This is a genomic window from Bacilliculturomica massiliensis (assembly GCF_900605495.1).
GTDB classification, from domain to species: Bacteria; Bacillota; Clostridia; order Peptostreptococcales; family Anaerovoracaceae; genus Bacilliculturomica; species Bacilliculturomica massiliensis.
Genome location: NZ_LR027602.1, coordinates 358,440 through 376,384, shown reverse-complemented (window position 1 = coordinate 376,384; position 17,945 = coordinate 358,440). Strand labels below are relative to the sequence as shown.

At 55.3% G+C, this 17,945-nt stretch carries 12 protein-coding genes; all 12 read right to left on the bottom strand.

Annotated features, from left to right (window positions below; translation table 11 throughout):
- Nucleotides 1-457: 457 nt before the first annotated feature.
- Nucleotides 458-1,768, bottom strand: coding sequence for an RNA-binding domain-containing protein (locus E0E37_RS08090; RefSeq protein ID WP_130862528.1), 1,311 nt, complete (start codon nt 1,766-1,768; stop codon nt 458-460).
- Between the two features lie 231 nt (nt 1,769-1,999).
- Entirely contained in the window at nt 2,000-2,923 is a 924-nt protein-coding gene (locus tag E0E37_RS08085; RefSeq protein ID WP_130862527.1) for a sulfite exporter TauE/SafE family protein, read from the bottom strand.
- Nucleotides 2,924-4,339, bottom strand: coding sequence for a YfcC family protein (locus E0E37_RS08080; protein ID WP_130862526.1), 1,416 nt, complete (start codon nt 4,337-4,339; stop codon nt 2,924-2,926). It abuts the gene before it with no gap.
- Nucleotides 4,340-4,378: 39 nt separating this feature from the next.
- Complete coding sequence (locus E0E37_RS08075) at nt 4,379-6,625, bottom strand: DUF3604 domain-containing protein (protein ID WP_165445281.1); 2,247 nt, start codon at nt 6,623-6,625, stop codon at nt 4,379-4,381.
- 160 nt (nt 6,626-6,785) lie between these two features.
- Nucleotides 6,786-8,111 carry a hypothetical protein gene (locus E0E37_RS08070; protein ID WP_130862524.1) on the bottom strand — a complete coding sequence of 442 codons (1,326 nt, stop codon included), beginning with the start codon at nt 8,109-8,111 and terminating at the stop codon, nt 6,786-6,788.
- A gap of 126 nt (nt 8,112-8,237) precedes the next feature.
- Nucleotides 8,238-10,070, bottom strand: coding sequence for an S-layer homology domain-containing protein (locus E0E37_RS08065; RefSeq protein WP_130862523.1), 1,833 nt, complete (start codon nt 10,068-10,070; stop codon nt 8,238-8,240).
- Between the two features lie 366 nt (nt 10,071-10,436).
- Nucleotides 10,437-11,987 carry an acyl CoA:acetate/3-ketoacid CoA transferase gene (locus tag E0E37_RS08060; RefSeq protein WP_130862857.1) on the bottom strand — a complete coding sequence of 517 codons (1,551 nt, stop codon included), beginning with the start codon at nt 11,985-11,987 and terminating at the stop codon, nt 10,437-10,439.
- Between the two features lie 119 nt (nt 11,988-12,106).
- Nucleotides 12,107-12,892, bottom strand: coding sequence for an enoyl-CoA hydratase-related protein (locus E0E37_RS08055; RefSeq protein ID WP_130862522.1), 786 nt, complete (start codon nt 12,890-12,892; stop codon nt 12,107-12,109).
- Nucleotides 12,893-13,008: 116 nt separating this feature from the next.
- Entirely contained in the window at nt 13,009-14,163 is a 1,155-nt protein-coding gene (locus E0E37_RS08050) for an iron-containing alcohol dehydrogenase (protein ID WP_130862521.1), read from the bottom strand.
- 30 nt (nt 14,164-14,193) lie between these two features.
- On the bottom strand, nt 14,194-15,321 hold the full coding sequence (locus tag E0E37_RS08045; RefSeq protein ID WP_130862520.1) for a phosphonoacetaldehyde reductase: 1,128 nt from the start codon (nt 15,319-15,321) through the stop codon (nt 14,194-14,196).
- Between the two features lie 75 nt (nt 15,322-15,396).
- Nucleotides 15,397-16,734, bottom strand: a complete 1,338-nt coding sequence (locus tag E0E37_RS08040) for an MFS transporter (protein WP_130862519.1) — start codon at nt 16,732-16,734, stop codon at nt 15,397-15,399.
- A gap of 194 nt (nt 16,735-16,928) precedes the next feature.
- The gene (locus E0E37_RS08035) at nt 16,929-17,774 is read right to left on the bottom strand and encodes an HAD hydrolase-like protein (protein ID WP_165445280.1); all 846 of its coding nucleotides are present in this window, start codon (nt 17,772-17,774) and stop codon (nt 16,929-16,931) included.
- Between the last annotated feature and the right edge of the window lie 171 nt (nt 17,775-17,945).

Genomic DNA, 17,945 nt, shown 5'->3' with positions numbered 1-17,945 from the left:
ATTCAATTTTTTTGACGGCTTATTCTGACGGCTTATAAATAACGTGTCCAAGACAACATACGAAACGCCCCGCCCTTGCATCCCTTAAATTTCAACGGTGGCAGGCCCTCATGAAACCAGAGTTTTGACGGCGAATTTGACGGCTTATTATTTTTATGTGCAGCAGAAATAGGGATAAATTGGTAACGCCCCTGATCTTCGATCACAAATTCGTATGAAAAAAATCCCTTTTTGTCGATATTGTGATCAAAAATGACAATAATCCTTTACAAAAAGATGAAATTTGTCTATACTAAGGATGTAAAAAGAGAAAAAAAGCGTTCGTGAAATAACATATTTCACGAACGCTTTTTGTTTCTTTCTCTGTGTTAATTCCTGTTCGATCAATTCCTGAAAGACGATCAAAAAAGCCCGCTGTTATCTTTGTGATTACAGCGAGCTTTCCTGCATTTCAATTCTATCGTTTGACTCTCCAGCGCCCCTTCTTCGTAGAGCCGAGATGTTCCAGCATTCCAAGACCTTTCAGTTCCGCCACTCTCCTGCTGACCGTCCGTTCAGATACGTGCAATGCAGCTGCCAAAGCTTTTAACGTGAGCAGATCATCTTTTTCCAGCAGACGCAGGATTTCTTCTGCCATTTCTTCTGCCATTTCTTCTGCCATTTCTTCTGCCAACTTCTTTTTCCGCTGCGGCGCGTGAGCGAAAGGTAATCTTACCTTTATGAAATGATCAGTTATTAGAAACACCGAAGAATCGTACGCTTTTAAAATTCGTCCCATTCCGGAACCCAGCTGCTCCACCAGATGAACATCCTTAAACACGCGCATCAGCTCCCGGTTTCTCGGGATCGAATAACAGTTAAAAAAGTCTTCCCTGCTCAGCCCTGCCACCAGACCTCCATAAGACGTTATTTCCATTCGATCTGAGAATATCTCTACGACCGGCGGAACCAGCTTTGTGTAGTCATTGTGCACCATGGCGTTGATCACCGTCTCCCGCAGGGCCACCTCATCCACCAGCTTCTGTTCAAATCTGGCTCCCGCCGTGATCTTCGCAAATGTTGTGTTTTCTATCCTGAGCTTATCCAGCACGCTGAATGCCGCTTTCAGCAGGGAGCAATATCCGTACTCTTCATTTTCGATCAGATCCACCTTATCCGTCCCACTGTATTTGGCAACTTTGATGGACACGCCGTTGCTGTCGGCCAGCAGATATGCCAGAAGATTATATTTTCCTTCTTCGTTGAGCAGCTCCAGATTCCTTTTAAATTGATCGTTCAGTTCAAATCCGTTCTCTTCATAATAGATCTTCAGCTGCTTAAACGTCAGATCCTGTCTCGGCGACGTCAGCGTTCCCAATGTGCTGGCCACCCTCCTGCCGTACATCAGTGAGATCATGTCCTCATTCATCGGTTCCGTCGCGCCGCCGGTTCTGATAAAGCATCCGCTTGGCGACATTCCACGGCTCTTAATATAATAAGGCTTTGCCGGTCCGCTGGAAATTGTTATCTTCACTGTCTCCACATCCTGAATCGTCTCAATATCCACATCAAACAATCCCAGGGTCGCAGGCAGAATTCCATCCCGGATCCGATTGATGGCCTGCAATTGAACACTGTCGATATCCACACAGGGTACTGGTTCACCCGTATTGTCTACGCCAATGTAAAAAATGCCTCCCTCTTTACTGTTCAGAAAGCCAACCACCGTTTTCTCAAACTTATCGTTGATGATCGATTTGTATTCAACTCTGGCATTTTCGACCTTCATCCCAATCTCCATTCCACTTCGGCAATATTCAACGGTTCGTCTATCGAGCTGTTTTTATTATAACCTGATCGTTCAAGATCCACAACTGAAAGAAGCTTGTTTCCGGCGGCGTTCATGGCGGTTTGGCCGATCCTCAGATATCATGTTTCACGATAGGTTTTTGGATTTTAATATAAAAGGAAGGATGCGCGAGCACCCTCCCTTGCCTTTGATCTTTGAAACCGCCGGAATTCAAAGGACCTGTCTGAGCGTTCCCGTCAGAGTGGCGCAGACCATGACCAGAATCACCCCGAGCAGAAAGAGGTATGTCTTCCTCACCGCCCCTTCGCTGATTCTCCCGGAACATGCTTTTCCGATCATGCCCCCCATGATCCCCGCAGCCATAAACATCGCCAGCGCCTTTTTATCTTCCACGTGAACGCCCTGTACCAGAGCAGACGCAGCCAGATTGGCGGCCTGGGCGAAAAAGATCAGATACAGTGAGGTACGGGCGGCGGCCTTCATATCCAGAGCAAACAGTCTCCGGAGCACGATCACGTTCACCGGTCCCCCGCCGATCCCCAGAAAGGAGGAAAAGAGACCCAGGACCAGTCCGATCCCAGTCTCAGCGCCGCGGCCGCCAAGCGCCGCAGCCTTTCCGTCCCCGTTCGATCTCAGGATCTTGTGAAGGGTCGTGTTTCTCTCTTTAATCGCAGCCCACAGAATGAACAGCACAGTCAGCAGCAGGAGCGCTGACTGCAGTACGCTGCAGAGTTCCCCTCCCAGGCGGCTCACAGTCAGGGAAAACAGCCGGTTTCCGGCAGCGCCCCCCGCCACGGAACCGGCCGAGAGCAGAAGGACCGCGGCCATATCCACGCTTCCGCCCGTTCTATTGACTGGGGCTGCAGGGCTGGCCGCACCTTCTGCATCAGCTGCATTTCCCGCTCCCTGCGTTCCCCCTCCGACCACGCTCCAGGCTGCATTCCACAGGAGGGCGGCCATTGACACGGACGTCATGGACAGCACGGTGATCCCGGAGATCAGGTTCGTCTGCTCAACGCTGAACAATCCCATGAAATCGAGGAAGGGCTTGATGAGAATGCCGCCGCCCAGCCCCGCGATCCCTCCCAGCGCCGTGGCGCACAGCGTGAACGAAAACAGCAGAATACCGGTCATTTAGAAAGGTCCCAGGTTGATCAGCTGCGCCCCGGTCACCGCCGCAAAACCGATAAGCGTCCAGGCGATCAGCATGGGCACCACCCACTTCAGCCATTTGATATACGGGACCTTGGCCAGTGCGATACACGTCATCAGCGGACCACAGGCCGGCGTGAGCAGATTAGTGACGCCGTCGCCATAGTGGAAGGCCGTGACCGCTACCTGACGGTTGATCCCCAGTACATCTGCAATGGGAGTCATGATAGGCATCGTGGTGGCCGCCTGGGCGCTGCCCGATGGAATGATGAGATTCAGCAGCCACTGGAACACGTACATACCGTTGGCCGCGATCACCTTAGGCGTGCCCGAGAGCAGTTCAGCAGCATAATACACGATTGTGTCAATGATCTGACCTTCCTGAAGCACTACCAGGATCCCTCTGGCCATACCGATGACCAGCGCTCCCGCCAGTACGCTTCTGGCGCCGGACAGAAACTGCTCTGCAATATCAGACACCTGAAACCGGGCGATCAGGCCTACGGCCACGCCGAAAGCAAGAAACAGCGCCGCGATCTCGTCCAGATACCAGCCGTATTTCATCACGCCGAAAATGATCAAAGCGAAGACGGCCAGCAAAGCGACGCCCAAGATCTTATGCGTCCGGGTGAATTTTGAGTTTTCCAGCTGCCGCAGATCTACAGTGTCCCAATCCTGATTCACACCATACATCAGACTTTTCGTGGGATCAGCTTTTATCTTGACCGCGTACCGCCAGAGGATGACCGACGTGGCCGCTATGGTGATCACGCACCAGATGCTCCTGTACCACAGGCCGGAATAAAGGGGCAGCTCCGCAAAACTCTGGGCGATCCCCACATTGAAAGGATTCATCATACCATTGATATGGCCGGCCCGAATGCCGCAGTAGGCCAGCCCCGCCGCTACCAGCTCGTCGTATCCAAGTGATTTTGACAGCGCCAGAAGGATCGGAATGAAGATCACCACCTCCTCCGCCATGCCCATGGTGGCTGCAAAAAAGGACAGAACGGTGACCACGATGGGGAAAAGGATCTTTTCCTTTCCGGCAAATTTCCGAAGCGTCACGTTCACAAAGGCCTCGGTAAAGCCGGTCCTGTTGAGCACTTCAAAAGCTCCTGCCACGATGAACACGAAGAATATGATCGAACCGGCCTCCTGCATGCCTCTCGGAATGGAAAGCAGGGTATCCATAACGCCTACCGGCGTATTCTCCACAAACTGAAAACTCTGAGGGTCGATCACGGTTTTATTTGTGACGGCGTCCACCACCCGCTCATAGGTCCCCGCCGGAACCACGTAAGTGACTACCGCGCTGACAACGATCAGAATCGCGATCAAAACATAGGCGTTCAGTATATTTTCCCACACGTTCTTTTTCTGATTTAAAGTAGTCATATTTTCTCTGCTGTGCACACAGCAGCTCCCACCTTTCTTTTATGCATGACAATGAATGAATACCGGTGAGCTCCAGGCCCGATTCCCATCTTTCTGAAAGACTTTTGCATAATAGATGTTCAGACCTTCCTTTTTTTCCTGATCCACGAACTTGACGTCCATATCGTACAGAGACGTGTCTTCCCAGTCGACGGCAGGCTCCTCCTCTGTGAACCGGATCCGCCTGTTTACATCTCCCACCTCTATGGTGACACCTTCTCCCGCCAAATCCCCCAGCCTCACCACAGCAGTTCGCTGGGCGCTGGAGAAAATGATCTCGCAGTCCTCTTCCATCCCGGCCGCAGGTATGATATCCAGGATCATGCCGTCCTCATCCCCCGAAGTCTTCGACCGGAAGTTGACGATCTGTGCGCTTCGCGACTGGATCCCCTCGAAAGGGTTGTCAATGGAATAGTCCTCCGCGGCGGCCACAAGACCTCCTCTTACATATACGGTCCCCGTCCACACCACGGATTTATTCCGAAACTTTGTGCGGACGCCGCTCCACACGATCTTGATCCTTCTGCGGCCTTCGGTCTCCCTGAGGAATGGATCGCGTTTCCTGCTGCAGATCAGCTCCAGCCCCCGATAGATCTCGATCCGGTCGATAGGGGCGGTGCCGTTTACACAGACCCGGATCTCCGGCGGCGCAGTCAGCTGTCCCTCGCTTCCCATGGAATAACCGCCTACGCTGAAATCCAGCAAAATACGTGCCGCAGTGGCGGCGTAACAGGATCTGGTCCGAAACGCTTTCCACAGTCCTTCTCTGGTCAGCTCCTCCGCGCAGACCGCCGTCAGCCCGGATCTCACATCGAAAGTAGCGCCGATCCCGCTCTCGTTTACGCCCATGGGGTAGGAGAGCCCCACCCGCGAGGTGTGATCGTCGCTGGCGGCGATGAAGCCCACCTTCATGTTTCTGCGGACCGCCTCCTCCAGAAACCACTCAAACACACCGTGATGGGAGTGGATCTCGATCAGGCTGGTCAATTCCTCATTGAAAAAATCAAAATTTGCGAAGCGCCCGCCCACATGGGGTATGGCCATCACGTCGTCTCTGCCCGCAAATTCCCGCCAGAGTTCGCTGACCGGATTGCGGTCTGTATCTGACTTGAACCGACTGTCGGACAGAAATCGCCCCGGCTCTCTGCACAGCCAGCCCGACGAGCGAAAGATCTGTTCCCCGTCATTTCTGAAATAAATATTGTGATCGCCGCCGTTTGCCGTGATCCCCGACCACTCGTACCCGAGAAATACCACAAAACTTCCGTCTTCATGGTAGTCTTTCACTGCGGCGCTCACTTCTTTCCAGTTTTCTTCGGAAACTTCAAAGTCGTTTCCCTGCCATCCCGTAAAATCCAGAGCACCCACTTCCTTTGCAAAAGTCAGTGAGTCGTCCATGGAGCCGATTCCCGATCCCATGAGATTTTGCGCGTGCATATCGCCCCAAAACAACTTCTTTTCTCCCCGGCTGATGGTCCTGCACGGGTTGCTGATCGTCTTCAACCCGTAATATGGAAGTTCCGCCCGTAAACGGCAGACTCCGCTTCCCGTCATCTTTCCCCGCACCCGCCTGACGCCTCTGTCCGAAGCGCGGAAGGCGATCCGGATCTCCTCGGTCTCGATGGGAGAATCGGACTCAGGCAGAAGAAGCACCTCCCCGACAAAGTCCGCGCAGCGGTTGCCGTAGCTGTCCAGGACGCGAAGTTTTATGTCGAACTCTTCCTTTTCATAGACTGTGGAAGGAAGAATGACGTGAAAGTCGGCACAGACGCCATTTCCCACGGACAGACGGCAGGGTGGATGGACCTCTTCAAACCGGCCGCTTCCCACAGAGTCCACAGCTGCAAAGATCGTGTGGTTCTCCTCAGCCACCGTCTGAGTCAGTATGCCGGGGGATCCCTTGCTTCTGTCTCCGAGGATCACTTCCACCCTGTCCCCTTCTCTGAGACATCCGTCCTGCACAGTAACGGCCACCGCCGTCTCATAGGGCCTGATGCCCTCCCTCTGTCTCAGGATGACCCTGGCGTCTCCGGTGGTCCAAACCGTACTGTATCCCATAGCGGTCTCATCCACCGTGTTGATCGCCTGCCAGTCCGTTACCCCGTGGCGGATAAACCAGACGCTCCCACCGTCGTCGATCCCGCATCTGCCCACGGTAAATATCATATGGACCGTGCCCGGCAGTCCCACTGTCAGCCTTTCCCCCTCTGTGTGGCACTGCAGCTTCCCCAAATTTTCACTGGCCATTCTATGCCCCTCCTGTTCTATGAAGCACTCTCCGCTGATAAGGATATCCCACTTTTCAAGAATTCTTGTTTTTACCTTACCGGATACAACTTGCGAATAACAGGCGAAAAAGGCGTAAAAAAGCCGCCTGCTCTTCGCAGGCGGCTCGCTTTTCCGACCGTCAATTCTCATCGAGATCCAATTTCAGTTTAATGATCCGGCTCGGCCGGCCGAAGTTATCCTTGATCCGGCGGCCCTCCTCAGCGATATATCCCTGGGCATCCAGCTTGTCCACGATCCGGTACATACTCTTTTCACTGACTCCGTACAGGTTAGCCAATTCCGCCACGGTGAAGGAATCTCCCCTGTGACGATTTTCGATCTCCATCAGCCGGCGTACGGTGTTGATACTCAGCGACGTCTTTTCCGCGATCTTGATATACATATCGTCGGTGCGGTTCTCCGGCGCGCCTTTGCGATATTCCAAAGGCCCCTGGACACTGAGGTGATCGTAGATCACAAAGGCACAGGATCTATCGCAGGTCTTCGCTCTGGAAAGCCCGACCCGGGCGTTGCTTCTGGCTTCTCTGGCCGTGTTTCCAAATCCGATTCCCATGAACAGCTTCAGATTGGAAAACCTGTGGGCGTCGGCCAGAAGGCGGATCTCCCGAAAGACTCCGGTCTCCTTTTCCAGCGCCGACTTGTTGGTCACGATCAGGTAGCGGGTGAGATTCATCTCTTCCACAGCGCCCTGCATCTTCTGTGCAAACAGATATACCTTTTCCATGATCTGCATGTTTTCAAGGGCGGTGGCGTAGTCATCCTCAAAGATCACGGACTGCTCGCTGTTTCTGATCTCGATATCGATCATGGCGATATCGCGGATCCCCTTCTGCTTCAGGCGATACTCGTACTTCAGCCTCTCATATTCCAGGCGGATGTTTTCCGCCGTGGAGCTGACCAGAATGGTTCGGACCCCTCTCCGCCTCAGTTCCTCGCAGACGGGCGTCATACAGGTGACGCACAGCTGACTGCCGTGACACTTTACATTTTCCCAGTGAAACTCCGTGATCCTGCCGATCACGCTTTCATCCAGTATTTCTGTTTTAAAGTAGTCCCTCACAGCCGGTTTTCGCCGGTCGCTCCTCAACTCGCTCAATATTTCCTCGATCTCTTCCCTGCGGTATCCGTCGATCGAGATATCGGAGAAGGGATATCCTGCCAGACTGGCCTCCAGCAGAGCCTTGTACAGCGACGATACGTCGTTTCTGATATAGCCCGTCACTTTTTCAAATACGATGCTGCTGGCAAAGGATGTGTAATCGTAGATACCACAGAAAATAACGATGTCCGCGGCGGCCTGAAAGCGCTTGAACTCTTCCAGATCCGATTCCATATTCGTGCTGGGAAGCATCCATTTTTTCAGCTCCGGAAAATCCTCCTGCTCCGAGATCACCTTTTCCACGACGCTGACCTTCACCGGATGTCCCACGATCCCCACCCTCATCGCACGTCCTCCTCCCTTTCTCCGTCCACGCCTGTCGCAACGGACTCTCTTTCTTCATGTTCAGCTTCGGCGCCGGATCCGTCGTTCCAGTGCTTAGGCCATCTGGCCGGCCGCACAGCGCCGCTTCTACAACTCCAGCCCCTTGACCAGCATGACCGCCGCTTCGCCCCTGGCCACATGTCCGTGGGGACGGAACGTTCCGTCCTCATATCCGTTCACGATGCCGGCCGCCTTCATGGCGTAAACGGCGTTCCGGGCCCAGCCGCTGACGTTCCCATCGTCGGGGAAGACGGCGGCCGCCGTGTTTCCCTCTGCACCGGCCGCCTTGGGATCGGTCCCTTCCGCGGATCCACCCACATTCAAATAGGTCAGGTACTTCTGCAGGATGATGCAGACCTGCTCCCGCTCAATGGGATCGTTAGGAGAAAACGAAGCCGCTCCGGTACCGCTCACCAAGCCGATCTGCTCCGCCCAGCCCACATAGGCAGTGTACCACTGTCCCGCCGTCACATCGGAAAAGCGCTGCGCCGCGTAGGCGCCGTTGCCCGACAGAGCTGCCTGGGAAAGCCTGCCCCGGTTTTCCGCATCCTTGCCCAGAGCCGTCACAAACATGGCCCTGGTCATGTCCGCGTCCGGGCCGAAGGTCGTCTTCGATGTTCCGGAATACAGGTGGGCGCTCATTACCTTATCAATATATCCAGCCGCCCAATGGCCCTTCACATCCGTGAAGCTGTCCGCCGTCTCGGCGGCGTTTGAGAAAGGAATGTAAGTCTCCGCCGGCTTTTCCAGAAAGACGACCATATTGGACAGGTTCCTTCCCGCCGGCTTCACAAAGCCGCCTGCCGCCGTGTAGAGCGCGCTGGAGGCTCCGCCGTCCAGGCTCATGGCGTCCACCGCTCCAGCCCCCGCCAGATACGATGCAATCTGATCAAAGGACGCTGTACAGGTACCCAACAGCAGCCTGCCGTCGCCCATGACAGCGGCGAAGCTCTTCTGATTCACAGCCGCAGGAGCCTGCTTTGGATCTGTCACCTTGTCTTTTCCCGTGGCGCTGACGCCGTCCTTCAGGATCATGGGTCCCACGCTCACCGCGTCGACCACCTGATCCCACTGTCCCTGATCCGCCGTCGCGGCCGGCGTCCTCTTCACCGCGAAGTCCACCTGATCCCCCACAGCCGGAAACTGATCCCACTGCTGCGCGTTCGTCACCGCCGTGGCGTTAAAAACCACCACGTCCGCCCCTTTGGGCACGGAAAAGGTACCGCCGTCGGTGATAGTCGTTACCTTCCCGCCCGCCACATAGACCAGCTTGGAGGTGACCGGACAGGTGACGGGCAGCGTCATTTCATCCGTAAACTGCATGACCGCCGACGCGTCGGCATAGTAATTGTTCAGTCCCCACGGCGTGACCTCAAAGCTCCGCTGTCCCTGGGGCCAGTGGATGGAGACGACAGGCCCGCTGAAGGTCAGCCTGGGCGATAGAGAGACCCAGTCGATCAACGCTTTGCCGCCGCTGGTAAAGCCCAGCGTGGCCGCCTGGTTGGTCCCCCCTCCGTTGATCAGTTTTCCGTCCCTGAGCATCGTTCCGTAGATCCGCGGGCAATTGTTCGGATAAGAGATCCCTGAAGCTGCCTTATAATAGGCGTTGAAATACGCCCCGTTGATGGCTGCCGCCACCTTCGCTCCTGACGCCTGCGCTGCAGCGTCCAGCATACTCTTGGCCGGTGTGTCGGACACCACGCTGTCGTTTGCCAGCGCAATATCCGCCGTCACCGCCGCCGGATCCACATAGACCAGCTGTGCCGTCTTGCCTCCGATCTGCGCCTTGGCCGACGAGACCGCGGTCTGACCGTAAACACCTTCGGGGCCTCCGGGAAATCCGCCGGACACGGCCGCACACATCAGCGCAGCCGCCATCAATACACACACTTTCCTTTTCTTCGTTTTCCTTCTCTGCATTTTTTCTCCACCTTCTGCTTCTTTTACTGTATCCTGCCGGCTAAACCAACCTGACGAAGTAAATGACCCGCCGGCTTTTCCTGCCGCATACTCTTGTTCTCATCATATCACGGCCGTTATTTTTCGTCCAGTTTCCGCCGCATCCGCCAGGCCGGCTTTCCGAAGCAGCCGCATGCAGCGGTCCCCGCCGGCGCTTCTCCGCCCCGAACGCCGACGCGCAGGATCCTGCCATGGCGAAATACAACATAAAAACATTGAAAAAATCCCGACGAACACTTCTGTTCGCCGGGATTTATCATGCCCGCTTCCGGCCCGTTCCCCGATCCCGATCAGATCGAACATTTTGATCAGCAGGCGGTGTTTTTCTCAGCCCAGATCCATAGGATCCTCGCGGAAGATCCGGTCCGCCATGAGGACCGGCGTCCCTTCCATCTTGGGTACAAAATCCATGTGGGCAAGGATATCGTTTTCCAGGTCTATCCCCGGTGCGATCTCCGTCAGATACATTCCGTCCGCCCGCAGTTCAAATACCGCCCGTTCCGTGATATACAGCACAGGCTGGCCAGTCTTCACCGCGTAGCTTCCGCTGAAGGTGATCTGCTCCACAGTCTTAACAAACTTCTTCTGACGGCCCTCCTGAACCACCGTGAGCCGGCCGTCTTCTATGGTCTCCTTCAGGCCCCCCGCCGTGAAGGTCCCACAGAAGAACACTTTCTTCGCATTCTGGGTGATGTTGATAAAGCCTCCTGCTCCCGCGATCCGCGGACCGAACTTGCTCACATTGATGTTCCCGCTCTCGTCCGCCTCCGCCAGACCCAGAAAGGCCAGATCCACGCCTCCTCCGTCGTAAAAATCGAACTGGATGGCCTGGTCCATGATCGCCTCCGGATTGACGCTGGCTCCAAACTGGCTTCCTCCCATGGGCACGCCGCCTATAGGGCCCGCCTCGACAGTGAGTACCATCTCGTCTCCGATCCCCTCCTCGTTGGCCACCTTAGCGATGTACTCCGGCGCTCCGATCCCCAGATTCACCACGGCATCCTCCCTCAGCTCCAGCGCTGCACGCCTGGCTATGATCTTCTTTGCCGAAAGGGGCTCTTCTGCAATATCGCTCAGTGGCTTGCGCAGTTCCCCCGTCAGCGACGGATCGAACGCATGCCCAAAGCACTGCTCATGGTCCGCCGGCTCCGCGACCACCACCCCGTCCACGTAGATCCGCGGGATCTTGACAAGCCGCGGGTCCAGCGTCCCCGCGCTGACGATCCGCTCCACCTGCACGATCACCTTGCCGCCGCAGTTGTGGCAGGCCTGGGCAATGGCCGTGGCGTCCAAACTCCCGATCTCCCTCTCCACCGACACATTGCCCAGCTCGTCGGCATAACTGCCCCGGATGAACGCCATATCCACCGGAATATTCTTGTACAGCAGCCGTTCCTGCCCGGCGATCTCAATGACCTCCACCAGATCCTCCGTGGTGATCTCGTTCAGTTTTCCGCCGCTGATCCTGGGATCCACAAAGGTCTGCAGACCTACGTGGGTTATGGTCCCCGGCCTCTTCCCCGCGATATCCCGAAACATCTGCGAGATGGTCCCCTGCGGTAGATTGTAGCCCTCTATCTCGTTGTTGATCACCATGGTCCCCAGATTGGGAACCATGTTCCAATGCCCGCCGATCACCCGTTTCACCATGCCCCTGTGGGCGAAATGGTCCGCTCCGCTGCCGTCACGGTTTCCCTGGGCCGCCGCGTAGAACAACGTCAGTCCTTCCGGCTTTCCCGTTTCAAGAAACCGCTGTTCCAGCGCCTTCGACAACGCCTCCGGACAGCTGCTTCCCACGAAGCCCCCTGTCACCACCGTCTGCCCGTCCCTCACCAGTTCCGCCGCTTCCGCCGCCGTCATCACTCTGACCTTTTTCATTAAAGTCACCGTTCCTTCCTCATCGTCCTCCGCCCGCTGCTTTTCTGCTTTTCTGATCTTCTGGCAGAAGATATCATCCCGACGGAAGCCATCCTCACACCAGTGCGCCGATCTGTTCCCTAGAAGAAATCGTGAAAAACAGCGGCCCTCTTTTCCAGAAACGCCGTCATCCCTTCCTTCTGATCGTCTGTGGCAAAGCACAGGGCAAACAGATCCGCCTCGTATTTGAACGCCGATTCCGTGTCCATGTTCATGCCGTCGTTGACCGCCGCCTTCGCCAGACTCACCCCGAACATACCCTTGCTCATGATCTTTTTGGCCATGGCCTCGCACTCCGCCATCAGCGTGTCCGCCGGCGCCACCTTGTTGGCCAGACCGATCCGGTAGGCCTCCGCCGCGTCGATGGGTTCCGCCGTAAAGATCAGCTGTTTGGCCACTCCTCGGCCCACGATCCGGGGCAGTCTCTGAGTCCCTCCGAAGCTGGGCAGGATCCCCAGATTGACCTCCGGCTGGCCGAACTTCGCCTTCTCCGAAGCCACCCGCAGGTCGCAGGCCATGGCCAGCTCGCATCCGCCGCCCAGAGCAAAGCCGTTCACCGCGGCGATCACCACCTGAGGCAGATGTTCGATGGCCGAAAAGACGGTCTGAGCCTTTCTGGAAAACTGCCGGGCCTCCGCCGGGCTCTGGTCTCTCATCTGGGCGATATCCGCTCCCGCCACAAAGGCCTTCTCTCCGCTGCCCGTGATGATCACCGCTTTCACATCCCTGCGGCCGCCAAGCTCCGCGGTCACTGTACCCAGCTCGTCCAGAGTGGCTCCGTTCAGCGCGTTCAGCGCCTTCGGCCTGTTGATGGTGATGTATCCGACGCCGTCCTTTACCTCAAATAAAAGATTCTCATACTGCATGGTCTGTCTCCTTTCACGCATTTGAAAGAAAGATCCGCGCTGCCGACGACTGCGCGGATCTGTTCCTTCGGTTTTACCGGAAGATGCTGCCGCTGATGACCAGCTATTGTTTCTTCCTACTTCCACAACGCCTCATAAATTGCAATGATATTTTCCTTCGTGGGCTGACGCCTGGTGTTGGCCGGGCTGCCGCTGGCGATGGCGTCGTCGGCCATCTTCGAGATATTTTGGAAAAAGTCTTCCTTGTCCACGCCGAATTCCGCCAGGGTCTGCACGTTTAAGCTGGCGCACAGATCACATACCGCGGAGATAAAGACCTGGGCTCCCTGCTGCACCGTCATGCCGTCCTCGTACAGTCCCGTCTCTCTGGCCAGTTCACAGAAGCGTTCCTCCGCTCCGGACACGGCAAACTTCAGGCACTCCGGCAGCAGCATGGCGTTGGACAGGCCGTGGGGCACGTGATACAGCGCTCCGATGGGACGGCTCATTCCGTGGACGATGGTCACCGATGAGTTATTGAAACTGATGCCCGCCTCCAGCGCAGCCAGCGCCATCTGCTCCCTTGCCTCCATATCGTCCCCTTTATCGTAAGCCCGCTTCAGGTTCCGAAAGATCCGTTTGACCGCGGAGACAGCGAAAGAGTCCGCCAGGGGAAAGGCCTTCAGCGACGTGAACGCCTCCACCGCGTGACACAGGGCGTCGATGCCTGTGGCCGCCGTCACGGACTGCGGCGCCGTGGCCGTAAACACCGGATCGATGACGGCCAGAGACGGCAGCAGCGACGGCCCTTTCAACAGCATTTTCACATTGTTTTTCGTATCGGTAATGATCGTAAACTGCGTGGCCTCCGATCCGGTCCCCGCCGTGGTGGGAATAGCCGCCGTGGGCGGCAGCTTCTGGTCGATGATCCCTCCCATATATTCGGCGATGTTCTTTCCTCCGCTGACCACGGCGCCGATGGCCTTCATGGAGTCGATGGGGCTTCCCCCTCCCAGTCCGATCAAAAAGTCGCATCCATCGGCTTTATACTGCACCGCTCCCTTTTCGATCATCTCGTCCGTGGGTTCTCCGCTGACGCCCGTGTAGACCGCATAGGCGACGCCCGCCTGTTCCAGCACGTCGGTCACCCGCTTCAGATTTCCCAGCTTTTCCATCATCTCGTCCGTGACGATGAGTGCCTTTTTCCCGAAGGTCTTTAAATAGAGTCCGCTCATCTCCAGCGCGCCCTCCCCGGAAAGGATCCTTCCCGGTACAGAAAACAGATTTGCCATTTCTATCCCTTCTTTCTGCCGCGGCGGTGATCAGTAGACGGAAAGCAGGATCTCTTTTACCTGCTCCGGCTTGATGTCCACCGGGTTGTTGTCCATTCTTCCCTTTGTAAAGGTCCCCTCAACAATACCGTCGATTCCTTCCTTGGGAATCCCGAAATAACTCAGGCGCAGCTCCACGATACCCTCGCAGGTTGCATCCAGCCAATTTCTCATGCCGCCGTGCTTCTCGAAGACCTCAAACAGCATGTCGGCCAGAGCCGTCTTTTCTCTGTTGATCTTGGAGACCGCGTCCAAAGAGAGCGCACAGGCCAGACCGTGCTCCAGACCGTACTGCATGGTGATGGGATAGCTGATGGAATGACAGGCCGTGGTACGGGTCTTCGCAAAGGCCATACCTGCCAGCAGAGCCGCCCGGGACATCGCCGTGCGCAGCTCAAGATTCTTGGGATCAGCCAGCACCTGGGGCAGATAGGTCATGATCATGTCGATGGCTCTCAGGGCAATGTCCTTGACCAGATAGTTGGTCGGCTTTGCCCAGAAGGATTCCACCGCGTGAGACAGCGCATCCAGCCCCGTGGAGAGCGTCAGTCTCAGAGGCAGAGACAGAGTCAGCTCAGGGATGACCACCGCTTTCTTCGCGTAGTTCTCTTTCGTATCGATGGAGAACTTGGATACCTTATCCACGTCCCAGATCGTGGCGAACTGTGTGACCTCAGAGCCTGTTCCCGCCGCGGAGGGAACCGCGATGATATCGATGAAGGGATGGGGCGCCGTGTAGCTCTTTTCCTTCAGCGCCCTGGTGATGAGCGGAATGGTGATCTCCTCATCCTTAAACAGATGATGGAAGGCGCTGACGGCCTTGGCAAGGTCGATGGTGCTTCCGCCGCCGATGGCAATGATCTGAACGGGGTCCAGCTCCTTCACAGCCATCAGAGCGTTGTATACATCCTGTTGAGTGGGATTACCGGGGCACTTATCGACCCAGGCCAGATGACCGGCCGCCACGCCGGCCTTGATCTCGTCAGTGATCCCCCAGATATCTGTAGTGAAAACATCGCACACGATCAGCGTCTTCTTGTCGCCGCCGGTATTGATCAGATCATGCAGTCCCTGCATATTGGAAAATTCAATTTCTACTGAGCAAAACGGATTATACATCTCAATTCCTCCTATTTCATTTTTTAACTCTATGACAGCCAGGGCCCTGCGCCCCGGCCTGTACGAACAGCAACGTTACTCCGCCATGCCCCGCACCTTCATGTTCTTTGCCATGAACGCCAGGATCACCAGGATGATATACAGTACGCCGATCGTAATAAATACCGCGTTCCAGCTGTAGCTGCTCACGTAACCGAACAGAATGGACTGCACCGCCGCACCCATGTAGGCCGCCCAATCCAGAAGTCCCGTAGCCGTTCCCGCGAAGGCTCTCGTCCCGATGTCTCCCGCGAAGGCCCACACGATTCCGTTGACCGATGCGAAAAATCCTACGACCAGCAGCATGAAAGACGCCATCCCTATACTGGTGATCATGGGGAACACGAACAGGGAGACCGCGGAAACCACGCCGCAGAGCACGAGCAGCGGCTCTCTCTTTCCTTTGAAAATCTTGTCTGTCAGATAGGGCATCAGGAAAAATGCGGACGCCTGACCCACGGGCAGGAGGATCGCCGCAAAGATCCCGGTTTTGATCGGCATGCCCATCACCTCGTCGAAGTAGGTGGGTATCCAGGTCAGCATACCGTAACGGCCAATGCCCGCGATAGCTATGATAAACAGGAATACACACATTTTCGGTTCTTTCAGAAGACAGATGAAGGGGTAGATCGCGCCTTTTTCCTTCAGCGCCTCCATGCGGGCCTCCTCCAGTCTGGCCAGCTCTGCATCCGGTTCCTGGAAATCGGGAAGTCCCACATGTCTGGGAGAATCTTTGACCATTGTAACGAATACAAACAGGATGACGATCATGGGAACCAGCGGCCAAGTAAAGGCGGCGCGCCATCCCGTGTTCGGCGAAATCTGATAGGCCGCCAGCACACAGAAATAGGTGGCGACCTGGGCGATCCCGGAAAAGCCGGTGACTACGCCGCTGGCGTATCCCCTCTTATCCTTGGGCCACCATTTGTTTGTGAGCGCAATGCCAGGAGACCAGGCCATGGACTGGGCGAATCCGTTGATTCCCCAGAGGATCGCGATCACCACCAGCGATGTCTGAAAGCTGATGATCAAATTCAGTAATGCAGAGAGAATGACGCCCCACATGATGAACCGTTTATTCCCCACCATCTCGCCCAGACGTCCGGAGAACAGATGCCCGAAGCCGTAGCACCAGAACAGCGCCGAAGTGACCATTCCCATGTCCGCCTTGGTAACGCCAAAATCCTCGATCATCAGAGGAATCGCCAGAGACATGTTCTGTCTTCCATTGTAGAAAAACATATACATGACTGAAAAACCGATCAGCATGCGCACCGCGTATTTCTGAAACGTGGCAAGCTGCTGCTCGTTATATCCGTAGTTTTTTATCCGCTCCTCAGGTTCAGGATACGTCATTCGATTAGGTTCACTCACTTTCTTGCCTCCTTACTTTGACAAAAGGGAAGCCGGATAAAATCCAGCTCCCCTCTTATCCAGAAAAGTAATTTCAGGTTTTTAAGTCGAATCGTTCACTATCTAATCTGAAGATCTGTATTTTGTTGTCAGGAGAGTATGTATGGGCATGGCATACTTGGGCAGGTACGCCGTAGAGTCAATGAGCCGGTGCGCTAGATAGTCTCGACGATTCCCTGTCCCGGACGTTCGCCCCTTCTGAGTCTCGGTTCGATCTGGCCAAAGATGATGTCCTCTACATAGGATACATCCGGTACCAGGAAGTCGGGCTTCGCAGCCGCCAACTGATCGTAGTTGTTGGAGCCGGAGGCGTAGAGACCGATGGTCCAGCAGCCGGCGTTGTTTCCGCAGAGCATACCGGGGGCCGTGTCGTCAATTTTTACTACTGACTCGATGGGAATTACTTTTCCGGTCAGCTTCTGTGCGCTCAGCATGCAGTCGTAAACCATGAAAGGATACGGTCTGCCCGGAACCTTTTCCGCGTTTGTCACAACATCGAAGCGGAGTCCGTATTTCTTTTCCAGCAGCGCGTTCAGATTCTTGGAATCCTCTTCATAGTATCCGGTGTCGCATCCTACGAGGATCTCAGCCTTCCGCAGAGCATCGATGCATTCCACCGCGCCGTCGATGGGCTTTGCCAGGTCTTCGTCAACAATGTACTTGCTCATCAGCGGTCTGAAAGTAGCCAGCACGGCGTCGAAGTCTTCCTGATTCCACTTTCTTCCGTATTTTGCCTGCCACTGCTCGGAAACCTCCGGCAGATCCAGCAGCATTTTCAGATGAGTCGGCTTAAAGTTTCCCATGGGCTTTCTGATAGACGCCCAGTCACATTCGATGCCAAAAGCCTGCAGCGCCTCATAGAACGGAACAACCGGAGCCTTGCAGCCTCTTCCGTCGTCCAGCGCCCATCTATGACTCAGATCTCCTGGGCCATCGCAGAAAGTTCCCGCCGTGTCAAGTACCGCCAATTCAATTTTCCCAGTGTAACGTCTGTTGTACATGTTGCTCCTCCTTTGATTACTCTTGGTTGCATAATATTGCATTTCTTGATCATATTAAAGCATATCATTTGCAACAAGTCAATTACTTTTTGCAATCTTTGTTAAATATTTTGCAATATTTTTCGCAAATTATCGGGATTATTTTTAAATTTATCGCATATATTATGCCAT

Excerpts from the sequence above, each read along its gene's own strand:
- E0E37_RS08060 (WP_130862857.1), bottom strand. The coding sequence starts at position 11,987 with ATGAAAAAGGTCAGAGTGATGACGGCGGCGGAAGCGGCGGAACTGGTG.
- E0E37_RS08090 (WP_130862528.1), bottom strand. The coding sequence starts at position 1,768 with ATGAAGGTCGAAAATGCCAGAGTTGAATACAAATCGATCATCAACGAT.
- E0E37_RS08045 (WP_130862520.1), bottom strand. The coding sequence starts at position 15,321 with ATGTATAATCCGTTTTGCTCAGTAGAAATTGAATTTTCCAATATGCAG.
- E0E37_RS08075 (WP_165445281.1), bottom strand. The coding sequence starts at position 6,625 with ATGGCCAGTGAAAATTTGGGGAAGCTGCAGTGCCACACAGAGGGGGAA.
- E0E37_RS08070 (WP_130862524.1), bottom strand. The coding sequence starts at position 8,111 with ATGAGGGTGGGGATCGTGGGACATCCGGTGAAGGTCAGCGTCGTGGAA.
- E0E37_RS08035 (WP_165445280.1), bottom strand. The coding sequence starts at position 17,774 with ATGTACAACAGACGTTACACTGGGAAAATTGAATTGGCGGTACTTGAC.
- E0E37_RS08085 (WP_130862527.1), bottom strand. The coding sequence starts at position 2,923 with ATGACCGGTATTCTGCTGTTTTCGTTCACGCTGTGCGCCACGGCGCTG.
- E0E37_RS08050 (WP_130862521.1), bottom strand. The coding sequence starts at position 14,163 with ATGGCAAATCTGTTTTCTGTACCGGGAAGGATCCTTTCCGGGGAGGGC.
- E0E37_RS08080 (WP_130862526.1), bottom strand. The coding sequence starts at position 4,339 with ATGACTACTTTAAATCAGAAAAAGAACGTGTGGGAAAATATACTGAAC.
- E0E37_RS08065 (WP_130862523.1), bottom strand. The coding sequence starts at position 10,070 with ATGCAGAGAAGGAAAACGAAGAAAAGGAAAGTGTGTGTATTGATGGCG.
- E0E37_RS08055 (WP_130862522.1), bottom strand. The coding sequence starts at position 12,892 with ATGCAGTATGAGAATCTTTTATTTGAGGTAAAGGACGGCGTCGGATAC.